This is a genomic window from Myxococcus sp. NMCA1 (assembly GCF_026810205.1).
Taxonomy (GTDB): Bacteria; Myxococcota; Myxococcia; order Myxococcales; family Myxococcaceae; genus Myxococcus; species Myxococcus xanthus_A.
The window spans coordinates 5,160,908-5,186,253 of record NZ_CP113950.1; the positions used below are offsets into that span (position 1 = coordinate 5,160,908).

Annotated in this window: 23 protein-coding genes and 5 pseudogenes; 16 read left to right on the forward strand and 12 right to left on the reverse strand. The window is 67.8% G+C overall.

Annotated elements, in window-relative coordinates:
• Nucleotides 1-28: 28 nt before the first annotated feature.
• Together OZ403_RS21220 and OZ403_RS21225 are read left to right on the forward strand one after the other, a co-directional pair.
• A complete protein-coding gene (locus OZ403_RS21220; RefSeq protein WP_268781577.1) occupies nucleotides 29-2,185 on the forward strand; it encodes a xanthine dehydrogenase family protein molybdopterin-binding subunit in 2,157 nt (718 codons plus the stop codon).
• Between the two features lie 2 nt (nucleotides 2,186-2,187).
• Nucleotides 2,188-2,667, forward strand: a complete 480-nt coding sequence (locus tag OZ403_RS21225; RefSeq protein WP_140792450.1) for a (2Fe-2S)-binding protein — start codon at nucleotides 2,188-2,190, stop codon at nucleotides 2,665-2,667.
• Nucleotides 2,668-2,703: 36 nt separating this feature from the next.
• Here the strand turns inward: OZ403_RS21225 and OZ403_RS21230 are convergent, their stop codons facing one another.
• Nucleotides 2,704-3,789: an MBL fold metallo-hydrolase gene (locus OZ403_RS21230; protein WP_140875730.1), complete on the reverse strand. Its 1,086-nt coding sequence runs from the start codon at nucleotides 3,787-3,789 to the stop codon at nucleotides 2,704-2,706.
• Between OZ403_RS21230 and OZ403_RS21235 the strand changes: the two genes are divergently transcribed.
• From OZ403_RS21235 to OZ403_RS21250, 4 genes are all read left to right on the forward strand, one after another.
• Complete coding sequence (locus tag OZ403_RS21235) at nucleotides 3,780-4,013, forward strand: hypothetical protein (protein ID WP_140875732.1); 234 nt, start codon at nucleotides 3,780-3,782, stop codon at nucleotides 4,011-4,013. The two genes, OZ403_RS21230 and OZ403_RS21235, sit on opposite strands and share 10 nt — an antisense overlap.
• 57 nt (nucleotides 4,014-4,070) lie before the next feature.
• Nucleotides 4,071-4,271 (forward strand): hypothetical protein, encoded by a 201-nt coding sequence (locus OZ403_RS21240; RefSeq protein ID WP_268781578.1) that lies wholly within the window; start codon nucleotides 4,071-4,073, stop codon nucleotides 4,269-4,271.
• A gap of 159 nt (nucleotides 4,272-4,430) precedes the next feature.
• Nucleotides 4,431-5,063: a glutathione S-transferase family protein gene (locus OZ403_RS21245; RefSeq protein ID WP_268781579.1), complete on the forward strand. Its 633-nt coding sequence runs from the start codon at nucleotides 4,431-4,433 to the stop codon at nucleotides 5,061-5,063.
• A gap of 20 nt (nucleotides 5,064-5,083) precedes the next feature.
• Nucleotides 5,084-5,692, forward strand: a complete 609-nt coding sequence (locus tag OZ403_RS21250; protein ID WP_268781580.1) for a hypothetical protein — start codon at nucleotides 5,084-5,086, stop codon at nucleotides 5,690-5,692.
• 437 nt (nucleotides 5,693-6,129) lie between these two features.
• Here the strand turns inward: OZ403_RS21250 and OZ403_RS39770 are convergent, their stop codons facing one another.
• Nucleotides 6,130-6,372, reverse strand: coding sequence for a hypothetical protein (locus tag OZ403_RS39770; protein ID WP_442929596.1), 243 nt, complete (start codon nucleotides 6,370-6,372; stop codon nucleotides 6,130-6,132).
• 1,129 nt (nucleotides 6,373-7,501) lie between these two features.
• On the opposite strand from OZ403_RS39770, the gene OZ403_RS21255 reads away from it, so the two are divergent.
• The 3 genes from OZ403_RS21255 (at nucleotide 7,502) to OZ403_RS21265 (ending at nucleotide 10,164) form a co-directional block, all read left to right on the forward strand.
• Nucleotides 7,502-8,437 carry a LysR family transcriptional regulator gene (locus OZ403_RS21255; RefSeq protein WP_268781581.1) on the forward strand — a complete coding sequence of 312 codons (936 nt, stop codon included), beginning with the start codon at nucleotides 7,502-7,504 and terminating at the stop codon, nucleotides 8,435-8,437.
• Between the two features lie 60 nt (nucleotides 8,438-8,497).
• Complete coding sequence (locus OZ403_RS21260; RefSeq protein WP_140855359.1) at nucleotides 8,498-9,436, forward strand: pirin family protein; 939 nt, start codon at nucleotides 8,498-8,500, stop codon at nucleotides 9,434-9,436.
• A 191-nt stretch (nucleotides 9,437-9,627) separates the two neighbouring features.
• The gene (locus OZ403_RS21265) at nucleotides 9,628-10,164 is read left to right on the forward strand and encodes an AAA family ATPase (protein WP_090490565.1); all 537 of its coding nucleotides are present in this window, start codon (nucleotides 9,628-9,630) and stop codon (nucleotides 10,162-10,164) included.
• Nucleotides 10,165-10,273: 109 nt separating this feature from the next.
• On the opposite strand, the gene OZ403_RS21270 is transcribed toward OZ403_RS21265, so the two are convergent.
• Nucleotides 10,274-10,447 carry a hypothetical protein gene (locus tag OZ403_RS21270; RefSeq protein ID WP_161605164.1) on the reverse strand — a complete coding sequence of 58 codons (174 nt, stop codon included), beginning with the start codon at nucleotides 10,445-10,447 and terminating at the stop codon, nucleotides 10,274-10,276.
• 371 nt (nucleotides 10,448-10,818) lie between these two features.
• Here OZ403_RS21270 and OZ403_RS21275 point away from each other — a divergent pair, with 371 nt between their 5' ends.
• Both OZ403_RS21275 and OZ403_RS21280 read left to right on the forward strand, forming a co-directional pair.
• On the forward strand, nucleotides 10,819-11,196 hold the full coding sequence (locus tag OZ403_RS21275) for a hypothetical protein (RefSeq protein ID WP_268781583.1): 378 nt from the start codon (nucleotides 10,819-10,821) through the stop codon (nucleotides 11,194-11,196).
• A 98-nt stretch (nucleotides 11,197-11,294) separates the two neighbouring features.
• On the forward strand, nucleotides 11,295-11,861 hold the full coding sequence (locus OZ403_RS21280; protein WP_268781584.1) for an RsmE family RNA methyltransferase: 567 nt from the start codon (nucleotides 11,295-11,297) through the stop codon (nucleotides 11,859-11,861).
• Here OZ403_RS21280 and OZ403_RS21285 read toward each other — a convergent pair.
• Together OZ403_RS21285 and OZ403_RS21290 are read right to left on the reverse strand one after the other, a co-directional pair.
• The gene (locus OZ403_RS21285; RefSeq protein ID WP_090490566.1) at nucleotides 11,828-12,634 is read right to left on the reverse strand and encodes an SDR family NAD(P)-dependent oxidoreductase; all 807 of its coding nucleotides are present in this window, start codon (nucleotides 12,632-12,634) and stop codon (nucleotides 11,828-11,830) included. The genes OZ403_RS21280 and OZ403_RS21285 overlap by 34 nt on opposite strands.
• Nucleotides 12,635-13,154: 520 nt before the next feature.
• A pseudogene (locus tag OZ403_RS21290) lies at nucleotides 13,155-13,919 on the reverse strand (hypothetical protein); the annotation flags it as partial.
• 385 nt (nucleotides 13,920-14,304) lie between these two features.
• On the opposite strand from OZ403_RS21290, the gene OZ403_RS21295 reads away from it, so the two are divergent.
• Nucleotides 14,305-14,562 (forward strand): dihydroneopterin aldolase, encoded by a 258-nt coding sequence (locus OZ403_RS21295; protein ID WP_011554118.1) that lies wholly within the window; start codon nucleotides 14,305-14,307, stop codon nucleotides 14,560-14,562.
• Nucleotides 14,563-14,610: 48 nt separating this feature from the next.
• Nucleotides 14,611-15,900, forward strand: a complete 1,290-nt coding sequence (locus OZ403_RS21300) for a mechanosensitive ion channel family protein (RefSeq protein ID WP_020478328.1) — start codon at nucleotides 14,611-14,613, stop codon at nucleotides 15,898-15,900.
• Nucleotides 15,901-15,977: 77 nt separating this feature from the next.
• Here OZ403_RS21300 and OZ403_RS39775 read toward each other — a convergent pair whose 3' ends face one another.
• The 5 genes and pseudogenes from OZ403_RS39775 to OZ403_RS21330 all read right to left on the reverse strand — a co-directional run.
• The gene (locus OZ403_RS39775) at nucleotides 15,978-16,850 is read right to left on the reverse strand and encodes a transposase zinc-binding domain-containing protein (RefSeq protein WP_161604897.1); all 873 of its coding nucleotides are present in this window, start codon (nucleotides 16,848-16,850) and stop codon (nucleotides 15,978-15,980) included.
• Nucleotides 16,851-17,367: 517 nt separating this feature from the next.
• Nucleotides 17,368-18,279 (reverse strand): annotated as a pseudogene (locus OZ403_RS21315) (IS3 family transposase); the annotation flags it as partial.
• A protein-coding gene (locus tag OZ403_RS21320; RefSeq protein WP_268781586.1) for a transposase occupies nucleotides 18,280-19,886 on the reverse strand; the annotation gives its coding sequence in 2 pieces (ribosomal slippage) (nucleotides 18,280-18,914 and nucleotides 18,914-19,886; 1,608 coding nt in all).
• Between the two features lie 58 nt (nucleotides 19,887-19,944).
• Nucleotides 19,945-20,235: pseudogene (locus OZ403_RS21325) on the reverse strand (transposase); the annotation flags it as partial.
• Nucleotides 20,236-20,287: 52 nt separating this feature from the next.
• Nucleotides 20,288-20,419 (reverse strand): annotated as a pseudogene (locus OZ403_RS21330) (tyrosine-type recombinase/integrase); the annotation flags it as partial.
• A gap of 79 nt (nucleotides 20,420-20,498) precedes the next feature.
• Here OZ403_RS21330 and OZ403_RS21335 point away from each other — a divergent pair.
• Nucleotides 20,499-20,849, forward strand: coding sequence for a ferredoxin (locus OZ403_RS21335; protein ID WP_268781587.1), 351 nt, complete (start codon nucleotides 20,499-20,501; stop codon nucleotides 20,847-20,849).
• A 9-nt stretch (nucleotides 20,850-20,858) separates the two neighbouring features.
• Here the strand turns inward: OZ403_RS21335 and OZ403_RS21340 are convergent, their stop codons facing one another.
• Nucleotides 20,859-22,016, reverse strand: coding sequence for an IS4 family transposase (locus tag OZ403_RS21340; protein WP_268781588.1), 1,158 nt, complete (start codon nucleotides 22,014-22,016; stop codon nucleotides 20,859-20,861).
• A gap of 122 nt (nucleotides 22,017-22,138) precedes the next feature.
• On the opposite strand from OZ403_RS21340, the gene OZ403_RS21345 reads away from it, so the two are divergent.
• Complete coding sequence (locus OZ403_RS21345; RefSeq protein WP_268781589.1) at nucleotides 22,139-23,410, forward strand: NAD(P)/FAD-dependent oxidoreductase; 1,272 nt, start codon at nucleotides 22,139-22,141, stop codon at nucleotides 23,408-23,410.
• Between the two features lie 59 nt (nucleotides 23,411-23,469).
• Nucleotides 23,470-24,714, forward strand: coding sequence for a cytochrome P450 (locus OZ403_RS21350; protein ID WP_268781590.1), 1,245 nt, complete (start codon nucleotides 23,470-23,472; stop codon nucleotides 24,712-24,714).
• A 362-nt stretch (nucleotides 24,715-25,076) separates the two neighbouring features.
• Here the strand turns inward: OZ403_RS21350 and OZ403_RS21355 are convergent.
• Nucleotides 25,077-25,340 (reverse strand): annotated as a pseudogene (locus OZ403_RS21355) (transposase domain-containing protein); the annotation flags it as partial.
• Nucleotides 25,341-25,346 lie beyond the last annotated feature (6 nt).

Here is a 25,346-nt window from a genome sequence, read left to right on the forward strand (position 1 = left end):
ACAGAGCGAGCATGTGAGACTTTGCCCCATGGCGGACATGCTCAAGCCAGACGCGACCGTTTCCGAGGGGCTGGACCGCCGTCGATTCCTGACGTGGGTCATGGCCTCTCCCACGTTGATGATTGCCGCCCGGTGGGGGCTCGACGTGCCCGAGTCCGAGGCGGCGGAGCCCCTGAACGGGGCGACGACGGCGCTGAGCCTCTATCTCGCCGTCCAGTCCGATGGGCGCGTTGTCACCACCCTGCCCCGCACGGAGATGGGCCAGGGCATCACCACGGCCGTGGCCATGCTCGTCGCCGAGGAACTCGACCTGGCGCTCGACCAGGTCGACGTGCGCAGCGCCGACGCGGACCCTCGCTGGGTCATCCAGCTCACCGGCCTTTCGTCAACGATGCGCTCCCTCACGGGCCCCCTGCGCGCCGCGGCGGCGGAGGCACGGGCACGGCTGGTCACTGCCGCGGCGCTGCGGTGGCGCGTCCTGGCCCCTACCCTCTCCACCTCGCACGGTGGGGTGAGTGCACCCGACGGGCGGCGGGCTGGCTATGGTGAGCTGGCGGAGGACGCCGCTCGCGTGCTGCTCCCCGCGGTCTCCAGCCAGCCCAGGCCCGTGAGCCAATTCAAGTTGGTGGGCCAGCCCACCGGCCGCATCGACGCGAGGGACATTGTCACGGGCGCCACGCGCCATGCCCTGGATCTGGACATCCCCGAGGCGCTGCCGGCGGTGGTGGCCCGGCCCCCCACGCTGCGCGGAACCGTCCAGGCGGTCGACGATGCCTCGGCGCGGACGATGCCCGGCGTGGTGGCGGTGGTACCCCTGGGCACTGGCGTGGCGGTGGTGGCCCGAACCTTCGGACAGGCGCTCGCGGCGCGCGCGGCGCTGCGCATCACCTGGACGCCCGGCCCCGCCAGCGCGCTGTCGGACGCGGACATCCGGGCCCGCCTGCGTGACGCCATGGGCCCAAGGCCCCTGCCGCCGCTGTTCACCACGCGGACGCTGGAGGGACGCTTCGACTTCCCCTACCTGGCGCACGCGACCATGGAAACGCAAAGCTGCGTGGCCCGCGTGCAAGGCGGACAGGCGGAGGTCTGGGTGGGGGCGCAGGACCCCAAATACGCGCAGCGCGAGGTGGCCCGAGCGCTCGGCTGGGGGCTCACGCCGTGGCAAGTGACGGTGCACACCCTCCGGGCCGGTGGTGGCTTTGGCCGCAGGTTCTTCACCGAGGCCGCGGAGGAGGCCGCGCTCGTGTCACGTGCCATTGGCAGACCGGTGAAGCTGATGTGGAGCCGTGAGGATGACATGCGCCACGGCCGCTTCCGCCCCGCCAGTCACCACCGCATCCTCGCCTACCTGGGCCCGGGCGGACGAATCCTGGGCTGGCATCACCGGGCCGCCATTCCCACCGTGGCATTCCCCCACGGCTTCGGTGACGCCCTCACCTCGCTGGCTGGCGAGGTCCTTCCCGAGGTCACCAGCGCGGTCTTCTTCGCGCTCTCACAGAAGCTCCCGTACGGCTTCGGATGGGTGAGCCAGGAACTGCGAGACGTGGCGATTCCAATTCCCACCGCGTCGTTCCGCTCGGTGTTCACCAGCCAGGTGGGCGTGTCCAACGAGGTCTTCGTCGACGAACTGGCCCGCGAGCTCCAGGTGGACCCCGTCGCGCTACGACGCGAGCGGCTCACGTCGAATCGCCTCAAGGCGGTGCTGGACAAGGTCGCCACGGAGGGACAGTGGGGCCGCGGCCTGCCCCCCGGTGTCGCCCAGGGCGTCGCCGTCCTCGAGGAGTGGGACAGCGCCATCGCGCACCTCATCGAAGTGGACGTCACGGGAGAGACGCCTCGGGTGCTGCGCATCGTCATCGCCGCGGATGTCGGCCTGCCCATCAACCCCAAGGGCATTGAGGCCCAACTCCAGGGCGCGGCGGTGGACGCGATGTCCACCACGCTGAGCGCGGGAATCCACATCGATGCGGGCGCGGTGCGCGAGGGCAGCTTCGCGGATTATCGCTGGATGCGCATGAAGCACGTCCCGTCCGACATCCAGGTGCACCTGGTCCGCTCGGATGACCGGGTGGGCGGCGTGGGCGAGCTCGGCTATCCCAGCGCGGCGGCGGCCCTGACCAACGCCATTGCCCGGGCGCGAGGCTCGATGCCCACCCGCTTTCCCATCCTCGACGAGGGAGTCTGAGCATGCCGGCACATCAGTTCATCCTCAATGGCCAGACGGTGTCGGTGGAAGCGCCCGAGGACCTGTCGCTGCTATGGGTGCTGCGCGACGTGCTGGGCGTGACAGGCCCGAAGTACGGCTGCGGCGTGGGCGTGTGCGGCGCGTGCACCAGTCACCTGGACGGCGAGGCCTTCCGCCCCTGCATCCAGCCGGTGGGTGGACTGTCTGGCCGCGAGGTGGTCACCATCGAGGGGCTGGGCGCTCAGGGACTGCATCCCGTGCAACAGGCGTGGATGGATGAGGACGTGGCCCAGTGCGGCTTCTGCCAGCCGGGGCAGATCATGGCCGCCGTGGCGCTGCTCAAGAGGAACGCCCAGCCCTCTGACGCGGACATCGACGCGGCGATGAGCGACAACGTCTGCCGCTGTGGCACCTATGTCCGCATCCGCGCCGCCATCAAGCGCGCCGCCCTGCTGCTGCGAAGCGGCGCGGGCGGCGGGTGATGATGACAGTGCCTGTCACGCACTTCGGCGGCTTCGTCAGTCAGCGGGCTCTGTCACGGCCCCCACCGGCGCCGGTTCCGTCTCGGTCTGCTCGACCTCGCGCCACCAGGGGTCAATGGACTGCACCTGGCGCGGCTCAATCGGCTGTCCGAGCCGCGGCATGACCAGCGGCGCATTCGCCGGGGCGAGCTTCACGAGCGTCTCCGCAGGCTCGTCCCAGGAATGGATGGCGAGATTGAACGTGCCCCAATGGACCGGCAAGAAGGCGCCACCGCCCAGCAACTCATGCGCTTTCAACGCGTTCTCCGGTCCGAGGTGAATGTCTCCCCAGGCCGGGTCCCACGCGCCGACCTCGAGCAGGATGAGGTCGAACGGTCCCAGCCTCTGCCGGATCTCGACGTACTCCTGCGTCAGGCCCGTGTCGCCGCTGAAGAAGACGGCGTGACGTGGGCCGCGCACCACGATGGACGACCACGCCGTCCGGTTCCTATCGGCCACGCCGCGCCCCGAGAAGTGCTGCGAAGGCGCCGCGGTGAAGGTCAGGCTGCCGACCTGCACGGACTCCCACCAGTCGAGCTCGGTGATTCGCTCAGGGGGCACGCCCCACGCCTCCAGGTGCGCCCCCACCCCGAGCGAGGTGACGAACGGGACACCGAGCGGGATGAGTTGAAGGAGGGTCGCATAGTCGAGGTGGTCGTAGTGGTCGTGCGAGATGACGACCGCGTCGAGCGGGGGAAGTTGCTCGATTTTCACCGGCGCGGGGTGAAACCGCTTCGGTCCCGCGAAGGGGAGCGGAGAGATGCGCTCTCCCCACACCGGGTCTGTCAGCACGCGCATTCCATCGACCTCGAGCAGGACGGTGGAATGACCGAGCCATGTTGCGCGGAGCCCGCTTTGCACCGGGCGCAGCCACTGCTCGAGCGGACTGACGATGGGCAGCACGCCCGTTGGCACCCGCCGCTGACCTCCCCAGAGGAACTCCTTCATCGTCGAGACAGCGGTGCCCTTCTTCAGCCCCTGACTCACCGGGAAGGTGTTGTGGAACGTGCCGTCCTTGAAGCGCGGTGACGCCTTCATGCGCTCCAGCCGAGCCCCCTGCGCCTTGCTTCCGAGTGCCTGCATTCCGAGTCCCTCGCATTCGCCCTGAAACCATCAAGGATGCGTACCGCCGCGTCGTCAACAAGGACATCCGTGGCATGCTCCTGGGCGGCGGCCCCGTGGAGGACCTGCCCGAGCCGGTGCAGAAGTTCATCGACGACGTGATGCTCCCCACCTGCATCGTGCTCGTCAACGCCATCGAGGAGGACTGGCAGAACCTCCAGGCCGTGTTCAGCGAGGAGGGGTAGACGGTCGAGGCCATCGTCACCTTCCTCCAAGGCCTGGCGAAGACCAGGACGAGCCTGTTGCGGCTGGACACGGACCAGGACGCGAGCCAGAAGGAGGCCAGCACTGCGGCCAAGCGCTACTCGGTGATTGGCGCGGGGATTGCCTCGGTGGCCGCCCTGCTCGCTTCGTTAATGGGCTTCGTGCGCACGGACCTGGAGGAGGCGAAGCAGCAAGGGTGGTGTAGCCCCCTGAAGAGTCGGACAGGCTCGTTCGGCTAGAAAGCGAGCCTTGGGGTACACGCCTGCCCAGGCTGCGCTCCCAGCAGGTGCGTGGCAGGGGCCGCCAGCCCGGTGGCTGTCTTGCGCCTCAACACCCAGCCTGGGGTGGCCCTCGTGACGGGGCCAACCTCGCACATCGCTCTACACAGGGAGCACCGCATGGCCGAGCTGGTTCTCACTACCTACGACTGGGTCCCCAAAACGCCGCGAGGCTATGTGCGCGACCTTCGCGTGCGATGGGCGTTGGAGGAGGCCGGGCTGCCCTACCGCGTGGAGAGCACGCCCTTCCGCAACCGCAATGCCGAGCACCTGACGCACCAGCCCTTCGCACAGGTCCCGTGGCTGACGGACGGCGACCTCTCCCTCTTCGAAAGCGGCGCCATCCTGCTGCATCTGGGCGAACGCAGCCCCGCCCTGATGCCGGCCGATCCGCGCGGCCGGGCCGAAGCCATCGAATGGGTGATCGCCGCCCTCAACTCGGTGGAGATGGCGAGCCTGCCGTGGTCGTTCTTTCAGTTCGGCATGGCGGACAAGGCGGCGTCGAAACCGTTCGACGACTTCCTGAAGCTCCGCCTCGACCGCTTGGAGCCGGTGCTCGCTGGGCGCGATTGGCTGGCGGGCAGTTTCTCCGTCGCCGACATCCTGATGGCCGACGTGCTGCGGCTCGTAGTTCGGTTCGACGGACTGGCGGCGCACCCGGCCTGCCTCGCTTACGTTGGCCGCGCCACCGCCCGCCCTGCCTTCACGAAAGCGCACGCGGACCAGATGGCCCACTTCGCCGCGGCGGACTGAGACCTGAAAACTCCCGCCCAGTGGCGCTGTTGAAGGTAGCGCCCTCCGCCGCCGACTGCCATCCTCGCTGGATGGGCGCGAATGCCCTTGAGTACCGCGCGATTCAGGCGTTCTACGGACAGCGCCGCGCTCGACGCTCCGGCATTCCGTACCTGCACCACATCGACGAAGGGCTGTGGGTCCTTCGGGCCCTGGGCGCGAGTGAGCAGGCCCAACGCGCGTACTGTCTACACCCGCTGGTGCAGGACGTTGACAAGCGCGCCGCCGCCTGGGCCCAGGCGCTCGCCACTGGAGCGGACCTCATGTCGCCACCCGTCGAGGGTGTGAGTGACAACCCGCGTGTCCTCGCACTCGCGCTGAACTACCGGGAGACGGCCAATGCCGCACTGTCTCATCGACCAGACCTGAAGGGGCCCGGCGACATCGCGCTCAGCACGGAGCCCGCGGTCAACGACATGCTTCGCGCCGACAAGGTCCAGAACTACAAGGACTTCATTCGCCATCACCGGGGAACCCATCCCCGGTCCGCCGAGTTGGAGCGCTATTTCCAAGCATGGCTCGCGCGCCTCGAAGTGTCTCCGGAGCAGGTCACGCGCTGGCACGCGGCGCTCGACCACCTCTCCCGCTGATGCGTCGCCATCAGCGTGGAGATGGCAGAACCTCACCGGACTCGACGCGACCTACCAGCCCCCTCCCAACGCCGCCCCACTCTCCTGGAGCATGCCCGTAGCAACATCGGCATGGGTGAGTGGTTCGCCTCCGTTCCTCGGCTGACATCACCTGCACTTTGTCTTGTCGGACCGTCGCCGACAGGCCGCAGGGATGGAGGATGACTCCCTGGCCGGCATCGCAAGGAAGCCGCGCGGCCCGCAGGCCGTGCCCGCCAGGGCCAGCACGAGGGACCTCCATTGGAGTCGAGCGCGGGAGGCCACAGTGCCGGGCCCGGGCTTCATGCTCCGCTCCGGCCCGGCGAACATTCACATGGAGTCAGCGGCGAGTTGGACAAGCTGCCGCCGCTGAATGCGACACAATCCGGTCGAACGAGCCTGCGACCCGATGTGACGGCTCAGGCCTCTTCCTGAACCATCACGTTGACGGGTCGGGGGCGGTCAGCGGTCGTCCCGTCCCCCACCTGGCCGAGGCTGTTGCGCCCCCAGACCCAGCCGGCCCCCTCCGGACTCATGGCCGCCGTGTGGAAACGGCCCGCCGTCACGGTGAAGACGCCCGTCAGCCCCGCAGCCCGCCACCGTGGCACAGATGGCCAGGGCCACCCACCGCCAACCACTTCCGTCCTTCCTGTCTCATCCATCCCCCTTTGCCATCGCGCTGCGTAAGCGCTGCCGTCCCAGGCCGGCCGGGCGGCAAGAGTGGCCAGCACCTTCCGGGAGGGAGCACCAGGAGACCTACATTATTCCAGAAACATCGCAACTGAGTGAGCCCTACCCCATGAGAGTCGACAGGGAAACCAAAGGCAGACACCCAGAAAGCAGAAAAGTCACGACCCCGGCTGAAGAGGACACCCGCAGCTCTGGTTTGAGAATCTTCAGCGGGATGTCTTTCAAGCTCTTCAATGGCGCGCCACCCACTGGGAAGCGACGGTGGCGGTGGACGCCCAAATGGGAGGCGCGAGGCACGCCTTTTCGATTGCGCTGGCCCGCTGAGACTTCGCGGCATCCATTCGGCAAAGCACCAAAATGCCACGCCTGGGAAATTCTGCCCCAGGAGTGACAGCGCCCGTTCCTCACACGCGTTGAGTGACGTGCCGGATTGGGTGGATGCGCCTGGCCTCTGCGCGACTCTGGTGAACGGCCTGCGAATTGCTCGGTAATCAGGTCGCCGCGCCAGTGATTACCCGGGGCAGGCCCGTGTAGGGGGCCGAGCACCCCCATAGGGCACACTGCTGCCCAGGCCGCCCTCTCATCAGGGCGCGGCAAGAGCCTGAGTTGGGCCTGTGGGTTGTCTTGAGCGCCTCAACACCACTCCGCCTGGGGTGGCCCTCGCGCCGGGGCTGGCCTCGCACCTGCAGTGGCCAGGCCCAGGTGCTTCAGAATCGCGCGCACCCCTCGTGCTCCCTTCACGTACGCCAACACCCGGCGCCTGCCTCCACACCTCACGCAGCCGAACACGTCGAAGTCGCACGTCCTCCTCAGCAACTCGGCCCAGTCCACTCGCGGCGGCCTCTGCTTCATCCGCTCCGTTCTGGCCGCGGCCTCCTTCCCCGCTCTCGCCTCCTCCTCACCTGTTTGGGGGAACAGAAATGGCCGCAGTTTGGCGCCTGGAGCGGCGGAGGCCATCTCCCGCGAGATGCTCCGGGGCGCCCTCCCGGAGAGCACCGCCGCCGCGACGATGGCCACACCCATCGCCTCCTGGCTGTCCTCGAAGAAGTAGCGCGAGGACGCGCGCGTGCATCATCGCCGTCGATGTGATGCAGTCGCGCGGTGCTCGAAAGCGTCACCATCGACCAGCTCCGCACGCTCCGCGCGGTGGCCGAGGAGGGCAGCTTCTCCGCGGCGGCCCGGAAGCTCGGCCAGGGGCAGCCCGCCGTCAGTCAGGCCATGCAGCGGCTGGAGAAGCAGCTCGGCCTGCGGCTCTTCGACCGGAGCGGGCGCGTCCCGCGTCTGACGGCGAAGGGAGAAGCCGTCGTCGCGGCGGCGCAGCGACTCCACGAGGACATCGCCTCGTTCCAGGCGGTGGTGGGCCGGCTCAAGAGCGGCGAGGAAACGAAGCTGTCGCTGGTGGTGGACGCCATGTTCCCCACCGCCGCACTGCTGGACTTCGTGCGGGAGCTGGCGCGCACGCACCCGGGTGTGGAGCTGGCGCTGGAGGTGGAGCTGCTGTCCGCGGTGACGGAGCGCGTGCGCGAGCGCCGCGCGACGCTGGGCATCGCCGGCGCGGACCTGGACCTCACCGGCCTGGAGCAGCGCCCCATCGCGCTCCTCAAGATGATTCCCGTCGCCGCGCCCTCGCATCCGCTCGCGGCGGTGAAGGGCGTCCTCACGGAGGCGCACCTCGCCTCCGCCATCCAAATCGTCCTGAGCGAGCGGCTGCCGGAGGGCAAGACGGGCACGGCGGACCGGGGCGTCATCGGCTCGCGACTCTGGCGAGTCGCAGACCTGATGACCAAGCACTCGCTCCTCGTCGGCGGCGTCGGCTGGGGCCACGAGCCCAAGCACCTCGTCCGCGACGACCTCGCCGCCGGACGGCTGGTGGCGCTGCGACTGGCGGCCTGGGAGGGAGGGCCCCCACCCCAGCGCCCGCTCGCCCTGGTGCGCCGCAAGGGCACGCCGCTGGGCCCGGTGGCGACGTGGGCCTCGAACCGGCTCACCTCGCTGTGCCAGCTCGCGCTCGGGGGCGCGGACCATCACACGACGTGATGAAAAGCATCACGACCTGGAGCGATTTACAGACGGGGCTCGGCTCTTAGATTTGGAGGCATGAGCACCACGACCCAAGTCAGCGTTCCCACTTCTCCTCGAGCCACTTCCCGCCCCCGCACCCTGGAGAGTGTCCATGGTGGCGGCGAGCTGCACTGGGTGGGTGACGGCTTCCGCGTCCACACCCTCGTGCCGAGCGGCGGCCTGCGCCAGGAGCGGACCAGTCCGTTCCTGCTGCTCGACTACCATCCGCCCCATGACTACCCCGCGCTGGCGAAGGGCCAGCGGGGCGTCGGCTGGCATCCGCACCGTGGCTTCGAGACGGTGACGCTCGCATTCGAAGGTCACGTCGCGCACCGCGACAACGCGGGCCACTCCGGCGTCATCAGTCCCGGGGACGTGCAGTGGATGACGGCGGCGTCCGGCATCCTCCACGAGGAGTACCACGAGCACGACTTCTCCCGGCGCGGGGGCACGTTCCACATGCTCCAGCTCTGGGTGAACCTGCCTCGCCAGCACAAGATGTCCGCTCCGGGCTACCAGCCCATCACGAAGGAGCAGATTCCGGTGGTCCCCGTTCAAGGAGGCGGGGAGGCCACGGAGCACAGCCGGGTGCGCATCATCGCCGGGAGCTACGGTGACGCGAAGGGTCCCGCCAGGACCTTCACGCCCATCTCCATGCTCGACGTGAAGGTGCGCGCGGGCGAGGACTTCAACCTGTCGCTGCCCTCGAACCACAACGCCCTGGTGCTCGTCGCCAACGGCCGCGTGACGGTGGACGCGGAGAGCATCCGGAGCGGTGAGCTCGCGGTGTTCGCCAACGACGGGGAGACCCTGTCCCTCCGGGCCGGCGAGGACACGCACTTCATCGTCCTCGCGGGCGAGCCCATCCACGAGCCCATCGCCCATACCGGGCCGTTCGTGATGAACAACCACCGGGAGATCATCCAGGCCATCCACGACTTCGAGTCGGGCGCCTTCGGTGGGATTCCTGAGTAACGGGGCGCGCGGCGGCTGACGGCGCGCAAGGAGTTCTGGCGCCTCCGGGACACACCGTCCCGGGGGCGTCAACGGCAGGGGCCGCCGGCCTGGTGGCTATCTTGCGCCTCAACCCCACGCGGCCTGGGGTGGCCCTCGCGCATGCCCGCGCCCCGAGGGACGCGATCCTCGGGGATGCGGTATGAGCAGGCATGCGCATCGCCGTGACGGGTTCACACCGGGTGGGCAAGTCGACGCTGATTGACTTGCTCGGAGAAGAGCTCGAGGGGTACCGGCTCGCGGAAGAGCCGTACCTCCTCCTCGAGGAAGAGGGTTACGAGTTCGCGTCTCCCCCCTCCCTGGAGGACTTCATCGAACAGCTCCGGTTCTCGGCCGAGCTGCTTCAAGCCGAGAAAGACTCACGCGACATCCTGTTCGACCGCTGCCCTGTCGACTTCCTGGGTTATCTCCAGGCGCATGAGGACGCGGAGGCGTTCGACCTGGAGGAATGGCATCCCCGGGTCCGCTCCGCCATCCAGACGCTCGACCTCATCGTCTTCGTGCCCATCGAGGCACCGGATCGCATCCGGCTCCGGGCCCGTGAAGACATCCACATGAGGACCGCGGTAGACGAGACGCTGTCCAGGGTGCTGCTCGACGACCCGTACGAGCTGGGCGTGGAGGTGCTCACCGTCCACGGCACGGCGGACGCGCGGGTGAAACAGGTCCTTGCACGGGCAATCCGCTGACCGGGAGGCGTTTGACGAACGGCCCGCAGGCTCGGCCCCCCGTCCCCTTGCCCCGCTCAGGCAAGGCTCCAGACGCGAACCCTTCTCGCGTCTGGAGCCCGCCCGTGAATCACGGCGTGTACGTCACTTCGAGCTGCGGGCGCTTGGAGGCGTCCTCGGCCTCGCGTGAATGGTAATAGCTGATGTACCCACTGCTGGAGATGCGCAGGGAGATGCGTCGTTCTGTCGCATCCGATGCCCCCAACGGCGCACCGGAGACGTCCGGCTGGTTGTGGAAGGGCATGCTGTATTCATCCCAGGCATTGTCTTGCACGAGGTGCGTGTAGGTGTTGCCCCAGGTACTCAGTACTGGGAATTCAACTACACGACCAACTGGATCCACCCCCTCTACGAGCTGCCCTTCACCGGCGGCTCCCCGACCAATCGGCGACGGACCCGGCGAACACGTATCAGGAAGGCAAGATCGGCCGGAAGGCATCGATCGTTCCGGGCAATCGGATCGGCCTCAACAAGGACCCGCAGCGGACCATCGAGTTCGGCGACAACCCGTCCCTCCCGCGCGATCCGGATCGCTTCGACACAGAGGAAGACTCTCAGCGCAAGTTCCGCCAGCGCTTCATTCCGAGCGGCGTCGCGCGGGAGGTGTTCCTGAACGTGTTCCAGCGACTCGACTCCTTCCAACCGGGTGTGACCAACCTCGAGCAGCGGCTCGTGGCGGCCTACAAGGCGGCGATCACCGTCGCGGACACGAATGGTGACGGCATCATCCAGGCGGCCGAGGGCGACATCGACACCTGCAACGAAAAGTGCTTCCCTGCGACGCCGAGCGACGAGTGCACGGACAGTGACAGCTCGTGCCTCTACCTTCCGGCCACGACCTACAACCGCTTCGCGGTGACCCGGGAGATCAACGACGGATACCTCGCGCCGCGCTTCGCTCCGAGCCAGCGTGGGTGGGTGCTCTCCGGCAACAGGGTCGAAGTCTCCCCGGCAGTGCCGGCCTCCGCAGGCCGCGACAGCGACGACCGCTGACCAGGGAGCCCACCGGCGTGGACCGAGCGCCGCCTCGCCCACGCCGGCCTGGGCACGCGCACGTCTCGCCACCGGTCGCCAGCCTTGGCGTGGATCGCGTGATCCTCGTCAACGCCGCACGGGTGGAGAAGAGCTACTTCGATTCCAAGGTCATGGCCGACGAATTCGTGCATGAGCTCCTGGTCCTCGGGCTCGAGCAGGCGCGCGACACGGTACTGCCGGAGATCCTGGTGCGCTCGCGCTTCCGACCATTCGTCGAAGACGAGCTCGATGCGCTCTGTTCGGACAGCCCGGTGCGCCTCATCCCCCACCCTCCGGCCAGCACGCCGGTGGAAGCACTCGCTCCCCTCCCAGCGGAAAACGCGGTCTTGGCCATCGGGCCGGAGGGCGGCTGGGTTCCCTTTGAAGTTGAACTCATCCAGGCCCGAGGCTTCACTCCCTTCAGCCTCGGCCCCCGGATCCTGCGAGTCGAAGTCGCCGTGCCCCTGTTGCTGGGACAGCTCGCGCTCCTGATTCACGCCTCGGCTGATGTGGTCGCGTTCCGGAGAGAGCCGAAAAGCTTGAGCACCGCCTGGGGCCGCACCCACGGCCCACGACGAATTCATCCGGGCCGTGAATCAGAGCCGCGCCGCTACTTCGCGGCGCGGCTCAGCATGTCCCAGTAGCTGTGCAGGCCACGGATGTGGTTTCCACCATCGACGGAGATGGTCTCCCCGGTGATCCACGCCGCGTCCTCGCCGCACAGGAAGGAGACCACGCCCGCGACATCCGACGGCATTCCACACGGCTTGCCCAGCGGCGTGCGAGCCAGGAACTCATGACCCATGACCTCGATGAGTCCGACACTCTCCGCCAGCGGTGTCTGGATGGCTCCAGGGGCCACCACATTCACCCGGATTCCATGCCGCCCGAGCTCCGACGCGGCGACCTTCGAGAGGTTCGCCAGTCCCGCCTTCGACGCGCAGTAGTGCGACAACCCATCCGTCACCGCGAGCTGGTTCAGGGAGGAGATGTTGACCACCACGCCGGGCTTCTTGGCCTGCACGAGCGCCCGCGCGAAGGCCTTCATGAACAGGAAGGGCCCCTTCAGGTTGATGGCCATCACCTGGTCGAAGTCCTCGTCCGGCAGGTCGAGCAGCGGCGCCAGCGTGGCGGTCCCCGCGTTGTTCACCAGAATTCCTGGCAGGCCCAGCTCGCGCGTGGCGACCTCGAGACTCCGGGCGACATCCTCCGGCCGGCGGACGTCACCCGTGAAAGGCACGGCGCGCGCATTCCCGTCGAACATGCGGTTGAGGTCCCTGGCGGTCTCCTCCACCTTCGCCTGAGTCCGGCCAAAGACAAGCACGTTGGCCCCATCCCGCATCAGTCGCTCGGCGATTCCCCGCCCGATGCCCTGTGCAGCTCCCGTCACGATGGCACTGTTTGATATGAGATTCACGCTGCCTCCTGGCTGCTGGTGAGTCACACGGGATGATGGCAGCCAGGAACTCTTCGTCCATTTCAGGGAAATCGTCCTCGGCTGCCGTGGCAGACACCCGCATCGCCATCGTCAGGGAACACCGCTCACGGCCACGCACGAAACTTTTCCACGAAGAGGGCCGCTCTTGTTGCCCCGTTTCCCGCCAGGGAGTCTGAAATAACCTCCCAGCGGCCCCCCTGCGGCTGGGCTTGCCCACGGCATGTGCGAGGTTGGCCCCGGCACGAGGGCCACCCCAGGCCGCGTGGTGTTGAGGCTCAAGAGGCGCCAAGAGGTCCTGGCCCCTGCTACGCACCTGATGGGAGCGCGCTCTGGGCAGGCCTGTACCCCAAGGGGGCTCAAGCCGCCTTCCACCACACGGGAGCATCACTCGGGCGGCCCCGTCAGCGGCCCTCCTCGGCCCCTCTGCCCCCTCCCCCACCAACAGGGCCCCCATCCCTCTTATGCGTGGCGGGGACATCTCCCGCCACAGGGGAAGTACTCAAGGGGAAGGCTGCAGCGCCTTGCGCTCCTTCGCGCAGACCAGGACCAGCGCCAGCATGCTCATGCTGGCGCCGCCGATGTCGAACTTCTGCTCCTTGAAGTCGGGGTACCGATTCTCGAGGATGCGCCCCTCCGCGATGCAGTCGTTGAGCTGCGCGAGCGCCTCGCTCTTGCGCCCCGTGGAGAGGTGGGCCTTCGCCGCGTCGTAGGCCTTCCGCTGGCCCTCCTGGAACCGGAGCTCCACGTCGACCCGCTTCAGGGGCGCCTGCAGGGCCTCGGCCTTCTGGGCGCACTGGGGCATCACGTCCTGGGGCCGGGTGGGGCTCCCGTCCACGAGCACGTCGACCGCCGCGAGGCTGGCGTTCTCCTTCACCATCCGGGCGCCCTCGTCCTGGCATGCCTTGAGCTTCTCCGCGGCGCTCGCGTACAAGGCCCTGCGCTTGCGCAGGTCCGAGGAGGACGCGGCGGATGCCGCTGCCTTGCACTCCTTGGCGTACAGGGCGTAGTCACGGTCCTTCTTGACGAAGGCGGCACCGGCCTCCAGCACCACGCCAATCTGCTTGACCGCGTTCTTCGCGGCCTGGAGCTGCGCCTCCGACGGCGTCTCCTTCTGGACCTGGGTGACCAGCGCCACCGCGTTCTTCCGGGCCTCGTCCACCTTCGCGCGCTGCTGCTGCAGGTCGACCTCGTACCGGCGCCGCTCCATCGTCACCCGCCCGTCCTTGAGCAGCTGTCGCGCCTCCGCGGCGGCCGGGCTGATGGACGTATAGGCGGGATAGAGGCCCTGTTGAGGGTGAGGGCTGGAGCGGAGGGGCCGAGGAGGGCCGCTGACGGGGCCTCCCGAGCGATGCTCCCGGCTGGTGGACAGAACGCTTGCCCCCCCTTGGGGTACATGCCTGTCCAGACCGCGCTCCCATCAGGTGCGTGGCAGGGGCCGCCGGCCCGGTGGCTGTCTTGCGCCTCAACACCCCGCGGCCTGGGGTGGCCCTCGTGCCGGGGCCAACCTCGCACAGGCCGTGGGCAAGCCCAGGTGCTCCAGAATCGCCCGCACCCCGGGGGCCCACTTCACGTACGCCAAGACCCGCCGCCGGCCTCCACACCTCACGCAGCCGAACACGTCGACGTCCTCCTGCATCCGCCAGACCCTGGTGTTCGATCTGGAAATGGGCGTTGACAACCGCAAGCCCGCCGCCACCGACGACATCGCGCACACCCTCAACTACAAGGCCGTCTCCAAGCGACTGATCGAGTTCGTCGGCCAGTCTGACTTCGGTCTGGTGGAGACCCTGGCCGAGCGTTGCGCGGCCATCGTGCTGGAGGAGTTCGGCGTGCAGTGGCTGCGCCTGAAGCTGTCCAAGCCCGGCGCGGTACGTGGCGCGCGCGGTGGGGGTGCTCATCGAACGTAGCCGTCAAGACGGCTGACCGCACCCAAGCCAAGGAGGTATTACCTGCTCATGAATGTGCAACAACCCGTGACGATCCTGCCGTGGCTGAGCGCGCTTCAACGCCAGCTGGAGCCCTGGCCGATGGCCTGGCCGGTCACTGTGCTGGCGGCGCTGCTGGGGGTGGCCTGGCTGGCCAACTTCGTCACCAAGAAGATCCTGCTGCGCGGCCTGCACCATGTGATCGAGCGGCTGTCCGGCCCCGAGCACGACACCCGGCTGGCCTTGCGCGCGGTGGAGCGCCTGTCCAACGTGGTGCCGTCGGTGGTGATCGCCTCCGGGCTGTCGCTGGTGCCGGGTCTGCCGGCAGCGCTGGTGGTCCTGCTCCAGGGCGCCTGCCACGTGTGGACAGTGGCCACGCTCGCGCTGGCCGCCAGCCATGCCTTCGACGCTTCCAACGCGTTCTACGAACGCCGCCCGGATGCGCGGAACAAGCCGATCAAGGGCTACCTGCAGGTGGCCAAGATCATCGTCTTCGTACTGGCCGGCCTGTCCATCGTGGCCACCCTGGCCGGCGTGAAGCTGCTGCATGTGCTCACCGGACTGGGCGCGGCCACGGCGGTGCTGATGCTGATCTTCCAGGACACGCTCCTGTCGCTGGTGGCCAGCGTGCAGATCAGCGGCGATGGTCGCGTGCGCATCGGTGACTGGATCGAGATGCCCAGCCAGAACGCCGACGGTGATGTGATCGATATTGCCCTGCACACGGTGACGGTGCAGAACTGGGACAAGACCATCACCACCATCCCGACCAAGAAGTTGATCAGCGACTCGTTCAAGAACTGGCGCGGCATGCGGCAGAGCGGTGGCCGCCGGATCAAGCGCTCGATCTACCTGGATCAGCACAGCGTGCGCTTCTTGGATGATGCGTTGCAGCCACGCATCTACCAGTTCGCATTGCTCGATGATTACCTGGCCAGCAAGCGCGAGGAGCTGGGGCAGTGGAATGCCCAAGTGGCCGCCGTGCATCCCGAGCCCGTCAATGCCCGCCGGCTGACCAACCTGGGCACGTTCCGCGCCTATGTGGAGCGCTACCTGCGCACCCACCCGCGCATCAACCAGAACATGACCCTACTGGTGCGTCAGATGGCACCGACCGAGCACGGCCTGCCCCTGGAGATCTACTGTTTCACCGCCTCCACGGCCTGGGCCGAGTACGAGGCGACCCAGTCGGACATCTTCGACCACCTGCTGGCGATCCTGCCCGAGTTCGGTCTGCGCGTGTTCCAGCAGTCCTCCGATGCGATGTTCATGGGCCTGCAGCGCGCCCAGGACTGTGCCACGCCGGTGGTGCGCGGCTGAGAGGCCGGGCCTGCCGACCCGGTGTCATCCACGCAAAAGGCCGGGCAATGCCCGGCCTTTTACGTGTGCGAAGGCGCTTACTGGCCCTTGGGCGTGAGCTTGAGCAGGCGGCCGGCCTTGCCGTCCTGGAGCAGCCAGATGGCGCCATCCGGGCCCTGTCCGACCTCGCGGATGCGCTCGCCCATGGCAAAGCGTTCGGCCTCGCGGGCGCTTTCGCCCTCAAAGGCCTCGCGCACCAGCGACTTGGACGACGTATACGTATCGGCGGGATAGAGGCCCTGTTGAGGGTGAGGGCTGGAACGGAGGGGCCGTCCTCCACTCGTGACAGCCGCTCCAGCGCCAGCGCACCGCGCGCTCCGTAGCGGCATAGCCGTTCCAGTCCCTGCCTGTCGTTGGCATGCAGGTCCTTGCGTGGGCGGCGGCAACGCCTCGAAGCGCACGCCGCTCTCCCCCGGCACGAAGACGCCTTCCGGCACCAGCGCATGGTAGTGAGGGGTTACTTGCAAGGCCGAGCCGAAAAATTGGAGAAAAGAGACGGCCCCGGTCTGTCCACCGCGCACGCCCTGCTGCCGTGCCCTGCGACGTTGCAGGGCAAACACCGCTCGCAGGAAAAGGGTGAGGACGTCCGAGAGCAGCCCCTTCTCCTTCAGCAGTATCCATCGCACCCGGTGCGGAAAGGACAACGTCCACTGACGGAAGGGCACGTGCGGCAGCACCCGCTCCACCAGGTGCACCGCCGTCACCTGCGCCCGCTTCGCGTTGCAGGAGGGGCACACCCCTCGCCCCTTGCACGAGAAGGCGACGAGCAGTTCGTCCTTACAACTCTCGCAGCGCACCCGCGCGAATCCGTGCACCAGCACGCCGCACTCCAGGTACCTGGCGAAGTCCCGCTCCACGTACCGGGGTAGGCCGCGCCCCACGTCGCTCGCCTCCGCCAGCAGCGGTGGCAAGGTTCTCCCTCACCGCCTCGTACAGCACCGTCCCCTCCGGCTGCCTCCGCCGGTACGCCCACCCCCGCTCCTCCACCTGCCCCTCCCCAAATCCACCTCGCCAGGGCACACGCTACCGTCAGCCTCCCACGGGCTTCTCGTGAGCCCTGCGAGACTGGGAAACTCGGGCCGCTCGCGCCCGTGAGCGGGTTGACCCTGTGTGGCCGCATGTGCCCCCAGTGTGCCCCTCAAGCGGGGATGAGAACGGGACAAGACGGGGGAAGACGGGATAGGGCGGACCAAACGAACCGACGTCAGATCAAGGCGATAGTGGGTAACAGCGCGCCCTGCTTGGGGTTTCCTATCGCCTTGGCCGTGGGTTCGATTCCCGCCGCCTCCACTTTTTAGTACGTCTTTACGGATGGTTAGCGGCTTCCTCCATCCGTGTTGCACGTATGTCGCACGCGGGCGCAAGCGGCAGGGGCCGGTCGAGAACTGAAGTTGCCCCGGTTCCGCAGAGCGTTTCGCGCTTTCGCCCTCAAGCGGCAGCGCGGTGCTTCTTCTCGTAACCAGCGGGTGACTCGTAGTCGAGCGCGGAGTGGCGCCTGAGCGGGTTATACCAGCCTTCGATGAAGCGGAAGACGGCCATCCGCGCCTCGGCGTGAGACGTGAAACGGCGGCGTGCGAGCAGTTCGCACTCGAGTGTGGCGAAGAAGCTCTCACACATCGCGTTGTCGTACGCGTCGCCAACGCTGCCCATGGAGGGCCGCACGCCGGCTTCCTTGCACCGAAGCCCGAAGCCAATCGAGGTGTACTGCGTCCCTTGGTCGCTGTGGTGCACGACGCTCTGGGGCTGACGCTGCCCCACAGCCATGTCGAGTGCCTGCACGACGAGCTGCGTCTTGAGGTGGCCAGCCATTGCCCAGCCGACGACTTTGCGGCTCCAGGCGTCGAGCACAACGGCGAGGTAGAGGAAGCCGGCGTGCGTCGGGATGTACGTGATGTCAGCAACCCAGAGCTGGTCGGGTCCAGGGGCCACGAATTTGCGGTCGACCAGGTCGGGAGCAGGGCGTACGCGCTCGTCGCGCGTCGTTGTGACACACCACCTGCGGCGACTGACGCCTTCGAGGCGAGCTGCCCGCATGAGACGGGCGACACGCTTACGGCCGATGTGCACGCCCTCCGCCGCGAGCTCGGCGTGGATGCGCGGCACGCCGTAGGTGCCGTCGCTCATCGCGTGGATGGCGCGAATGCGCTCGCTGAGGCCCGCGTCAGCGACCGCGCGCTTCGAGGGCAGGCGCGTCCGCCACGCGTGGTAGCCGCTCTCGGACACCTCCAAGACACGGCAGAGCGTCGTGATGCAGTGGACGGCCTGGTTCGCCTTCACGAGTCGGTACGCCGCCTGGGCGTCGCCACGGACTCCTGCGCGAACCAGGCCGCAGCTTTTTTTCTACGCCGGCAAATATGGCCTGAGTTTCTCTTCGATGTCTCGGAGGTAGCCATCCGGGTCGGCGCGGAAGCGCCGGCCCATGATGCGAGGGACGCGCCGATGCTCAAGCTGAGCGCGCAGCAGTCGCCAGTCGTTGAGGTCCCCAGGCGCCAGGTGAGGGCCGTCAAGGGCGGGCAGCAGGTGGGCCGAGGCGATGGCCGGAATCCGCACCGCGCCGCGCACGACGAGGCCCGCACTCCCTCGCACCCGGCCCGAGGCGCGCCGTTCGTGGTAACGGCAGGAACCGAAGAGGTGTTCGAGGTCATTGTCGGTGCGGGGCAAGTCCGGCACGTCGTAGCAGTGGAAGAGGCCCTTCCAGTAGCGGCGCGTTTCGAGGAGGAAGTGGGCGAGGGCCTGCCGCAGGATTCCTCGGTGAAGTCGGCGCGTCCAGCGCACCAGGGCGGCCAGCAGGGCGGCAAGTCGGCGTCGCACACCTGCCGCGTCCAAGCCGGCCTCGTTGCGGAGGATGGCCGCAGTGCGCTCTACCCATGGGTAGGCCCGTGCCAGGCTGGGCCACATGCATGCCGTTGCCTTCAGCGCGTTGCGTAGCACCGCATGCAGACGGCTCAATTCCGGTGGGCACGCCCCCCTTTTGAAACCCGCTCCAAACTCTTCTCAATGGCCTCCAGGCGCCGGCGAAACAGCAGGCCGGAGGGTTTGAGGGGCGGGCGGTGGTCGTCGGTGAGGGCGCTCCTCACAGCCGCCGCGTAGGCGCGCGTAGCGTGGGCGCCAGCATCCTGGCGGCCTTCTACCGCGCGTTCGACTTTCCTCACCTCGCGCACCCGCTTCTTCAATTCCTTCTTCGCATGCCGGTCGGCCTCGTAGAGGGGCCGGGCTGCCTCTCGGAGGTAGTGGAAATGGCAGAGTTGGTGCGGCACCTCGGGCAGTACATGGGCGAGAGCGTTGCGGATGCTCCTCTGCCCATCGGACACCACGCCGACGATGGGCACCAGCCCCAGCGCGCGCTTCACTTCTTCGAGAAGTGGTGCGAGTTCCTGCTCGCTCCCAGACAGCAAGGGACGCGCCAGCAAGACCTGACCCGACAGACATTCGCGCACCACCCAAAGCACCTCGTGTCCCACGTCAGGAGCGAGCCCATCAATAGCAAGCACTGCCCGCCCCTGAGGTTTCAGTGTTTCTTGCAGCCGCCTGGCGTCGAGCAGCTTGAGGCTGACGAGTTCGTCGTATCGGTCGAGCAAGTTGGTGCAGGTACGCTCGGAAATGGCGATGCCCTTGTGACGCAACAGGGCGTGGATTTCCGGCACGCTGCGGTGCGCCCGGTAGCGCTCCGCCCCAATGAAGGCCAGCACGTCCAGGCCGAACTCATGCTCCGGCAGCACCCATTGCCCCTCGCCCTCGGCCCTCAGCGACACCCCCTTCAGCAGACACCCCTCGCGGTGGCACACCCGTACCTGGACGGACAATCCCACGCACCCGGTGAGAGTCGTCACGCAGCGCCGCGAGCGCCAATCTGCTCGCGTCCTCGTGCCGCATGCCTCGCAGCGCCGACGCTCGCTGTCGAGCCGCACCTCCCGAGTTGCAATAGGGCGAGCTGTCGTCCGAGCCATGGCAGTCCTCCTCTCAGAAGGTCAACACCTCGGACTCAAGCCATATTTGCCGGCGTAGTTTTTTTAGGATGTCGCGCTCCTCGCGCAGCACCCGCACCTCGCGCCGCAGCCGCTCGAGTTCGGCTCGCTCCTCCGAGGCGGCACTGCTCGCCCTGGGTGCTGGCCTGCTCTCGCCGTTGCTGCTGGGGGCGCCACTGCAGCTCTCCTCCAACTGCTTCTTCCAGTTGCGGATGCTCTGCTCGGTGCAACCGAATTCTCTTGCGAGACTCTTGCCGGACCGGCCGGCCTTCAGCAGCTCGACGACCCGCTCACGGAACTCCGGCGGGTATGGGGGGCGTGACTTCGGCATCGTGGAACCCTTTTCGCACAGCGGGGGGGGACTCCACGAAACCGGGGCAACTTCAAACACCGACCGTCTCTCGCCGCGTGTCGGGGCTCAGGTGGGCGTAGCGCTCGGTCATCTCGATGGTGACGTGTCCCATCAACTCCTGAATGACCTTGAGCGGAACGCCCCGCATGGCGAGGTGGCTAGCATTCCCTTCGAACTTCCGGCCCATTCCTCCCGTGCGCCTCCCATGCGAAATGCCACCCCTTTGAGGAGGCCGTGTGCCCATGAGAGTCGTCGTCGACCTCACCCGCTGCCAGGGGTATGCGCAGTGCGCCTTCCTTGCGCCGAGCGTGTTCAGGATGCAGAGCGGGGATGCGCTGCTGTACGACTCCAACCCCGACGACGCCCTTCGTGAGCAGATCAAGCGAGCCGCCGCGGCGTGCCCCGTCCAGGCCATCCACATTGGCGGGATGGGCACCCTGGCGGCGATGCGGAAAGAGCCTGCACAGCGACGGAATCCCAGGGGGCCCGTGCGTCTCACCGACGCGGAAGCGGCGTTCAAGCGCGGTGGCCGCATCGTTATCGTCGGCGCATCCCTGGCCGGGTTGACTGCCGCCCTCATGCTCCGCACCTGAGCCATCCCCTCATATGAAGCCGAGAGTTTCCTGGAAGACGGGGTGGCGGTGAAGGAGTTCGGCGAAGCGCTCGACGAGCGGAAGCAGTCGCTCCTCCCTCATCATGGGGATGGCCTGGTAATACATGCAGCCCTGACGGAAGAGTGAGTAGGTGCGCGTCTTGGCCGTGTTGGCCTTCAATCCCTTCTCCATGCCAAGGCTCTCTCCGGCGGCGCCCAGCAGTGTCAGCAGGACCTGAGCCAGTGCGCTCACCAGCAGCAGCCTGTCGCGCCGCTCGGGACTCTTCACGCGCACCGCGGACAGCCCCATGCCGAATCTCAAATCCTTGACGTCCCGGAACGTCTCCTCACACGAGAAGCGTCGGGAGTAGAGGTCCACCACCTGGCGCGCGCTGGCACTGCCCAGGCTGGTGGCCAGACACCACGGCTCCTTCATGCCCTTCTGGTGCACCAGCACCACCGCCGGCACCGGCATCCGGTCCGCCGTGACGTGCACATTCGTCAGCTTCTTCGCGTGCCCGCTGGTGGGCATCCACTCGACCGCCGGACACCGCGAGCCGCCGGCTACCTCCACCTGCACGTTCTTGCGAAAACGCACCACGTACTCGAAGCCCGCTTGCGCCAAGAAGGCGTACAGCCGCTGGTCCGCGAAGCCCCGGTCCGCCAGCACCGTCACCTTCACCCCGTCGGGCACGCACTCCTTGAGCCGCAGCAGCAACTCATCCTCCGCCTGGGCCCGGTTGCCCGCCAGGGCGCTCTTCTGAAGCGTCAGCCACAACAAGGGCGTGGCGCGCCCATGCGAGGTGACGAGGCTGGCCACCAGGCTGGTGTGGTCATCGGCGTCGAAGTCCGTCCAGTCCAGCGCCACCAGCGCCTCGTCGCGCTCGGCCAGCACGTACGGCACCCATGCGGCCGCCAACTTCCACACGTCCACGGCTTCGTTGGACAGCAGCCGGTCCACCTGCTTGATGCCGTGCTTCTGCACGCCGCCCCGTGCCCATGCCAGCGCTTGGCCAATGGCGTGCACCGACAAGGAGGCCGCGTGCACCACGCCCAACGTCGCGTGCGACAGCGACAACACCCGCTTGGCGTGCAGGTCCTCCTCGAACAAGTTCGACAGGAACGTCCGCACCTGCTCTTCGTTGATGGCCACCTTGCGTACCAGCATGGCCTCTCCTTCTGCCTCCCACCACCCCCACCTCGCACGGAGCCGGCTGGCAGGCGGCTGGTGAGCAGCTCGCTGAAATGAGGGGATCGCTCAGGCTCCGCACCCAAGGCTTTGCTGGGTCGTTGACCCTCATCGGGGATGAGGCCTACGACCCGTACGACCGGCCGCCGCTCTCCAAGCAGGTCCTGACAGGTTGGGTGAAGGCAGACCACACCCTATTGCCTTACAGCGACGAGCTCGATGCGGACTGGCACCTGGGCGTCCGTGCCATGGGACTGGACCTGGCCGGCAGGCAGGTCCTCCTTGCTGACGGGAACAGGGTCCAGTTCGACCGGTTGCTGATTGCGACGGGGGCGCGTGCCCGGCCGTGGCCCAACGACGCGGAGGCGTCGCTGGAGGGCGTAGAGGTGGTGCGCACCCGCGACGATGCGGCCCAGTTGCAGCGCCGTCTGGCCGCCAGACCCGGCCGGGTTCTGGTCATCGGCGGCGGGTTCACCGGCTCGGAGGTCGCCTCCGCGTGCCGCGAGCTGGGTCTGCCGGTGACCGTCACGGAGCGGGGGGCCACTCCACTGGTGGGGGCGCTCGGCGGAGTTGTCGGGGCGGTCGCAGCCGCCTTGCAACGCGACCATGGCGTCGACCTGCGCTGCGGCGTCACCGTCACGCGGCTGGAGGGGGATGCAAACGGGAGGCTGCGGCGGGCCCACTTCTCCGACGGCTCGACACTGAACGTCGACGTGGCCGTGGTCGCGCTAGGGGCGATCCGCAACGTGGAGTGGCTGCGCGACTCGGGGCTGGCGGTGACTCGATGGGGGGTGGCCTGTGATGCGGCCTGCCACGCGTTCGACATCAACGGCCTGGTGACCGGGAACATCTTCGTCGCCGGGGACGTGGCCCGCGTCCCTCACCCGATCTACGACTACCAGTTCCTGTCCCTCGAGCACTGGGGCAACGCGGTCACCCAGGCCAAAATTGCGGCCCACAACATGCTCAGCCCGGAAGCGGACCGCTGGCCACACCTGGCCATCCCCACCTTCTGGTCCACGCAATTCGGCGTCAACATCAAATCGGTGGGTGTGCCGACCTTCTCGGACGCGCTCGTCATCACCCAGGGCTCACTCGCCGAGCGCCGATTCGTCGCCGTCTACGGCTACAAGGGGCGTGTCACCGCCGCGGTCGCTTTCGACCAGCCCAAATGGCTGGAGTTCTACCAGGGCTTGATCGATGCGGCCGCGCCGTTCCCGCCCGCCTTCCGCACCGTCCATCAGCCCGCCGAGATGCGGCCCGTCCCTCCCGAATTTCCGAAACGGGCCGTGTCCGACCAGGAGGCCACCGTCATGGTCACCGGCCGTGAACCCTACGAGCGGCGGGTCCGGTGGGTGTACCGGCACCTTTGAGCCGAGTGTCGGCAGCCGCGTCCCCCCCACCCCTCCAACGGACTCAAGGAGACCGCTTCATGGCACAGGCCAGCATCTTCGAGCAGATCCTCGACCCGGCCAACCGGGCCAACCCCTACCCGCTCTACGCCGAGTTGCGGAAGACTCCCGTGGCGCGCGAGGCCGACGGCACGTACATCGTCAGCACCTACGATGAGATTGTCGCGTTGCTCCACGACCCACGGGTCAGCTCCGACATACGCAACCTCGTCCGGCAGGCCGGTGCCACGCCCTCCCCCCAGGAGGGCCCTCCAGGGCTGCCAGAGCCCTTCATCCGGCGCGACCCTCCCGACCACGACCGGCTCCGGAAGCTGGCGATGAGGCCCTTCGGGCCGCCGCACACCCCCGGACGCATTGATGCCCTTCGTCCCTGGCTGGTCGAGACCACCACGGGCCTGCTTGACGCGCTCGCGGGCAAGAACCAGGTCGACATCGTCGGCGACGTGGCCTACCCATTCCCTGTGACTGTCATCTGCAAGCTGCTGGGAGTCCCTCGCGAGGACGAATCGCGCTTTCACGAGTTGGCCGACGCGGGCATCGAGACCCTTGACCCCACCACAGGGACGATCGAGCAGCGAAAGGCCAAGCGCGACCGGACGAAAGCGGAGCTGGGGCAGTACCTCGCTGCGCTCGCCGATGCCCACCTGCGCCAGCCCGGCAGCGACCTGCTCTCTGGGTTCCTGACGGATAACGGCCCCGACGGGCGGATGTCGCGGGAAGAGGTGTTGAGCACCGCCGCGTTGCTGCTCGTCGCTGGCCATGAGACCACCGTCAACCTCATCGCCAATGGCATGCTCACCCTGCTGCGCCACCCCGGCGTGTTCGAGCGGCTGCGCCGCGAGCCCGAGCTGAGCATCCCGCTGGTCGAGGAGCTGCTGCGCTATGAACCACCGGTGCAGTTCCTGCCTGACCGCGTCACTCTGGCCGACATCGACATTGCCGGCACCACCATTCCCCAGGGCTCGCCGCTCGTGCTGATGCTCGCTGCGGGCAGCCGCGACCCAGAGCGCTTCGACGACCCCGACCGCTTCATGCCCGACCGGCCCAACAACTCGCACCTGGGCTTCGGCAGTGGCATTCACTACTGCTTTGGTGCACCGCTTGCCCGGTTGGAGGCACAGATTGCCTTGACCGAACTCGCCTGCCGCCTTGAGCACCCCAGGCTCGTTGCCGACCCGCCCCCCTACCGGCCCAACCCGACCTTGCGAGGCCCCCTCCACCTCCTCGTCGAGGTCGACGGCATCCAGGCGGTGGGCGTGCGATAGCGTCTGCCCCGGCTCACTGACCAAAGGCGACGGGCTTCGCCATGTTGCACGTATGTCGCAGGAACGTGCGGAATGGGCTGGAACAGGACGGGACGAGACGGGACGCGGCGGGATACCGACTCCTAAGCATTCCGGGCGGTTACGAGGTAAGGGCGCGATTCTGCTAGAGGTTTCGCACCGCCCGGCGCGGGTTCGATTTCCGCCGCCTCCAACTCTCACCGGCGGAGTGGAGTTGCCCCCGTCAAATCGGACAGCTCAGGGATGAGAGTTAGCAGTACGTAACCGTCCGGCCAGTGATGTGGCGCGAGAGGTTGCAGGCGGACGAGGAGCGTGTCCGGCGGGCGCCGCGACGAGCGAGCTGTTCAGATGCAGAGCTGGAGAGGTGAGTTGGGCGGGTCGGCGATACGCCGTCGCTTCCACTCGTGGGGCAGCAGTTCGTCGATGCGGGAGTTGGGGTGCGTCTGAACGCGCAGCAGGACGTCCGCGAGGTATGCCTCGGGATTGACTTGGTTGGCCTCACAGGTGGCCACCAGCGCGTAGAGACCGGCCAGGTTCTCCCCCGCGGCCTCGTGGCCGACGAAGAGAAAATTCTTCCTCCCCAGGGCGGCCTTTCTCAGCGCCGCCTCCCCCCT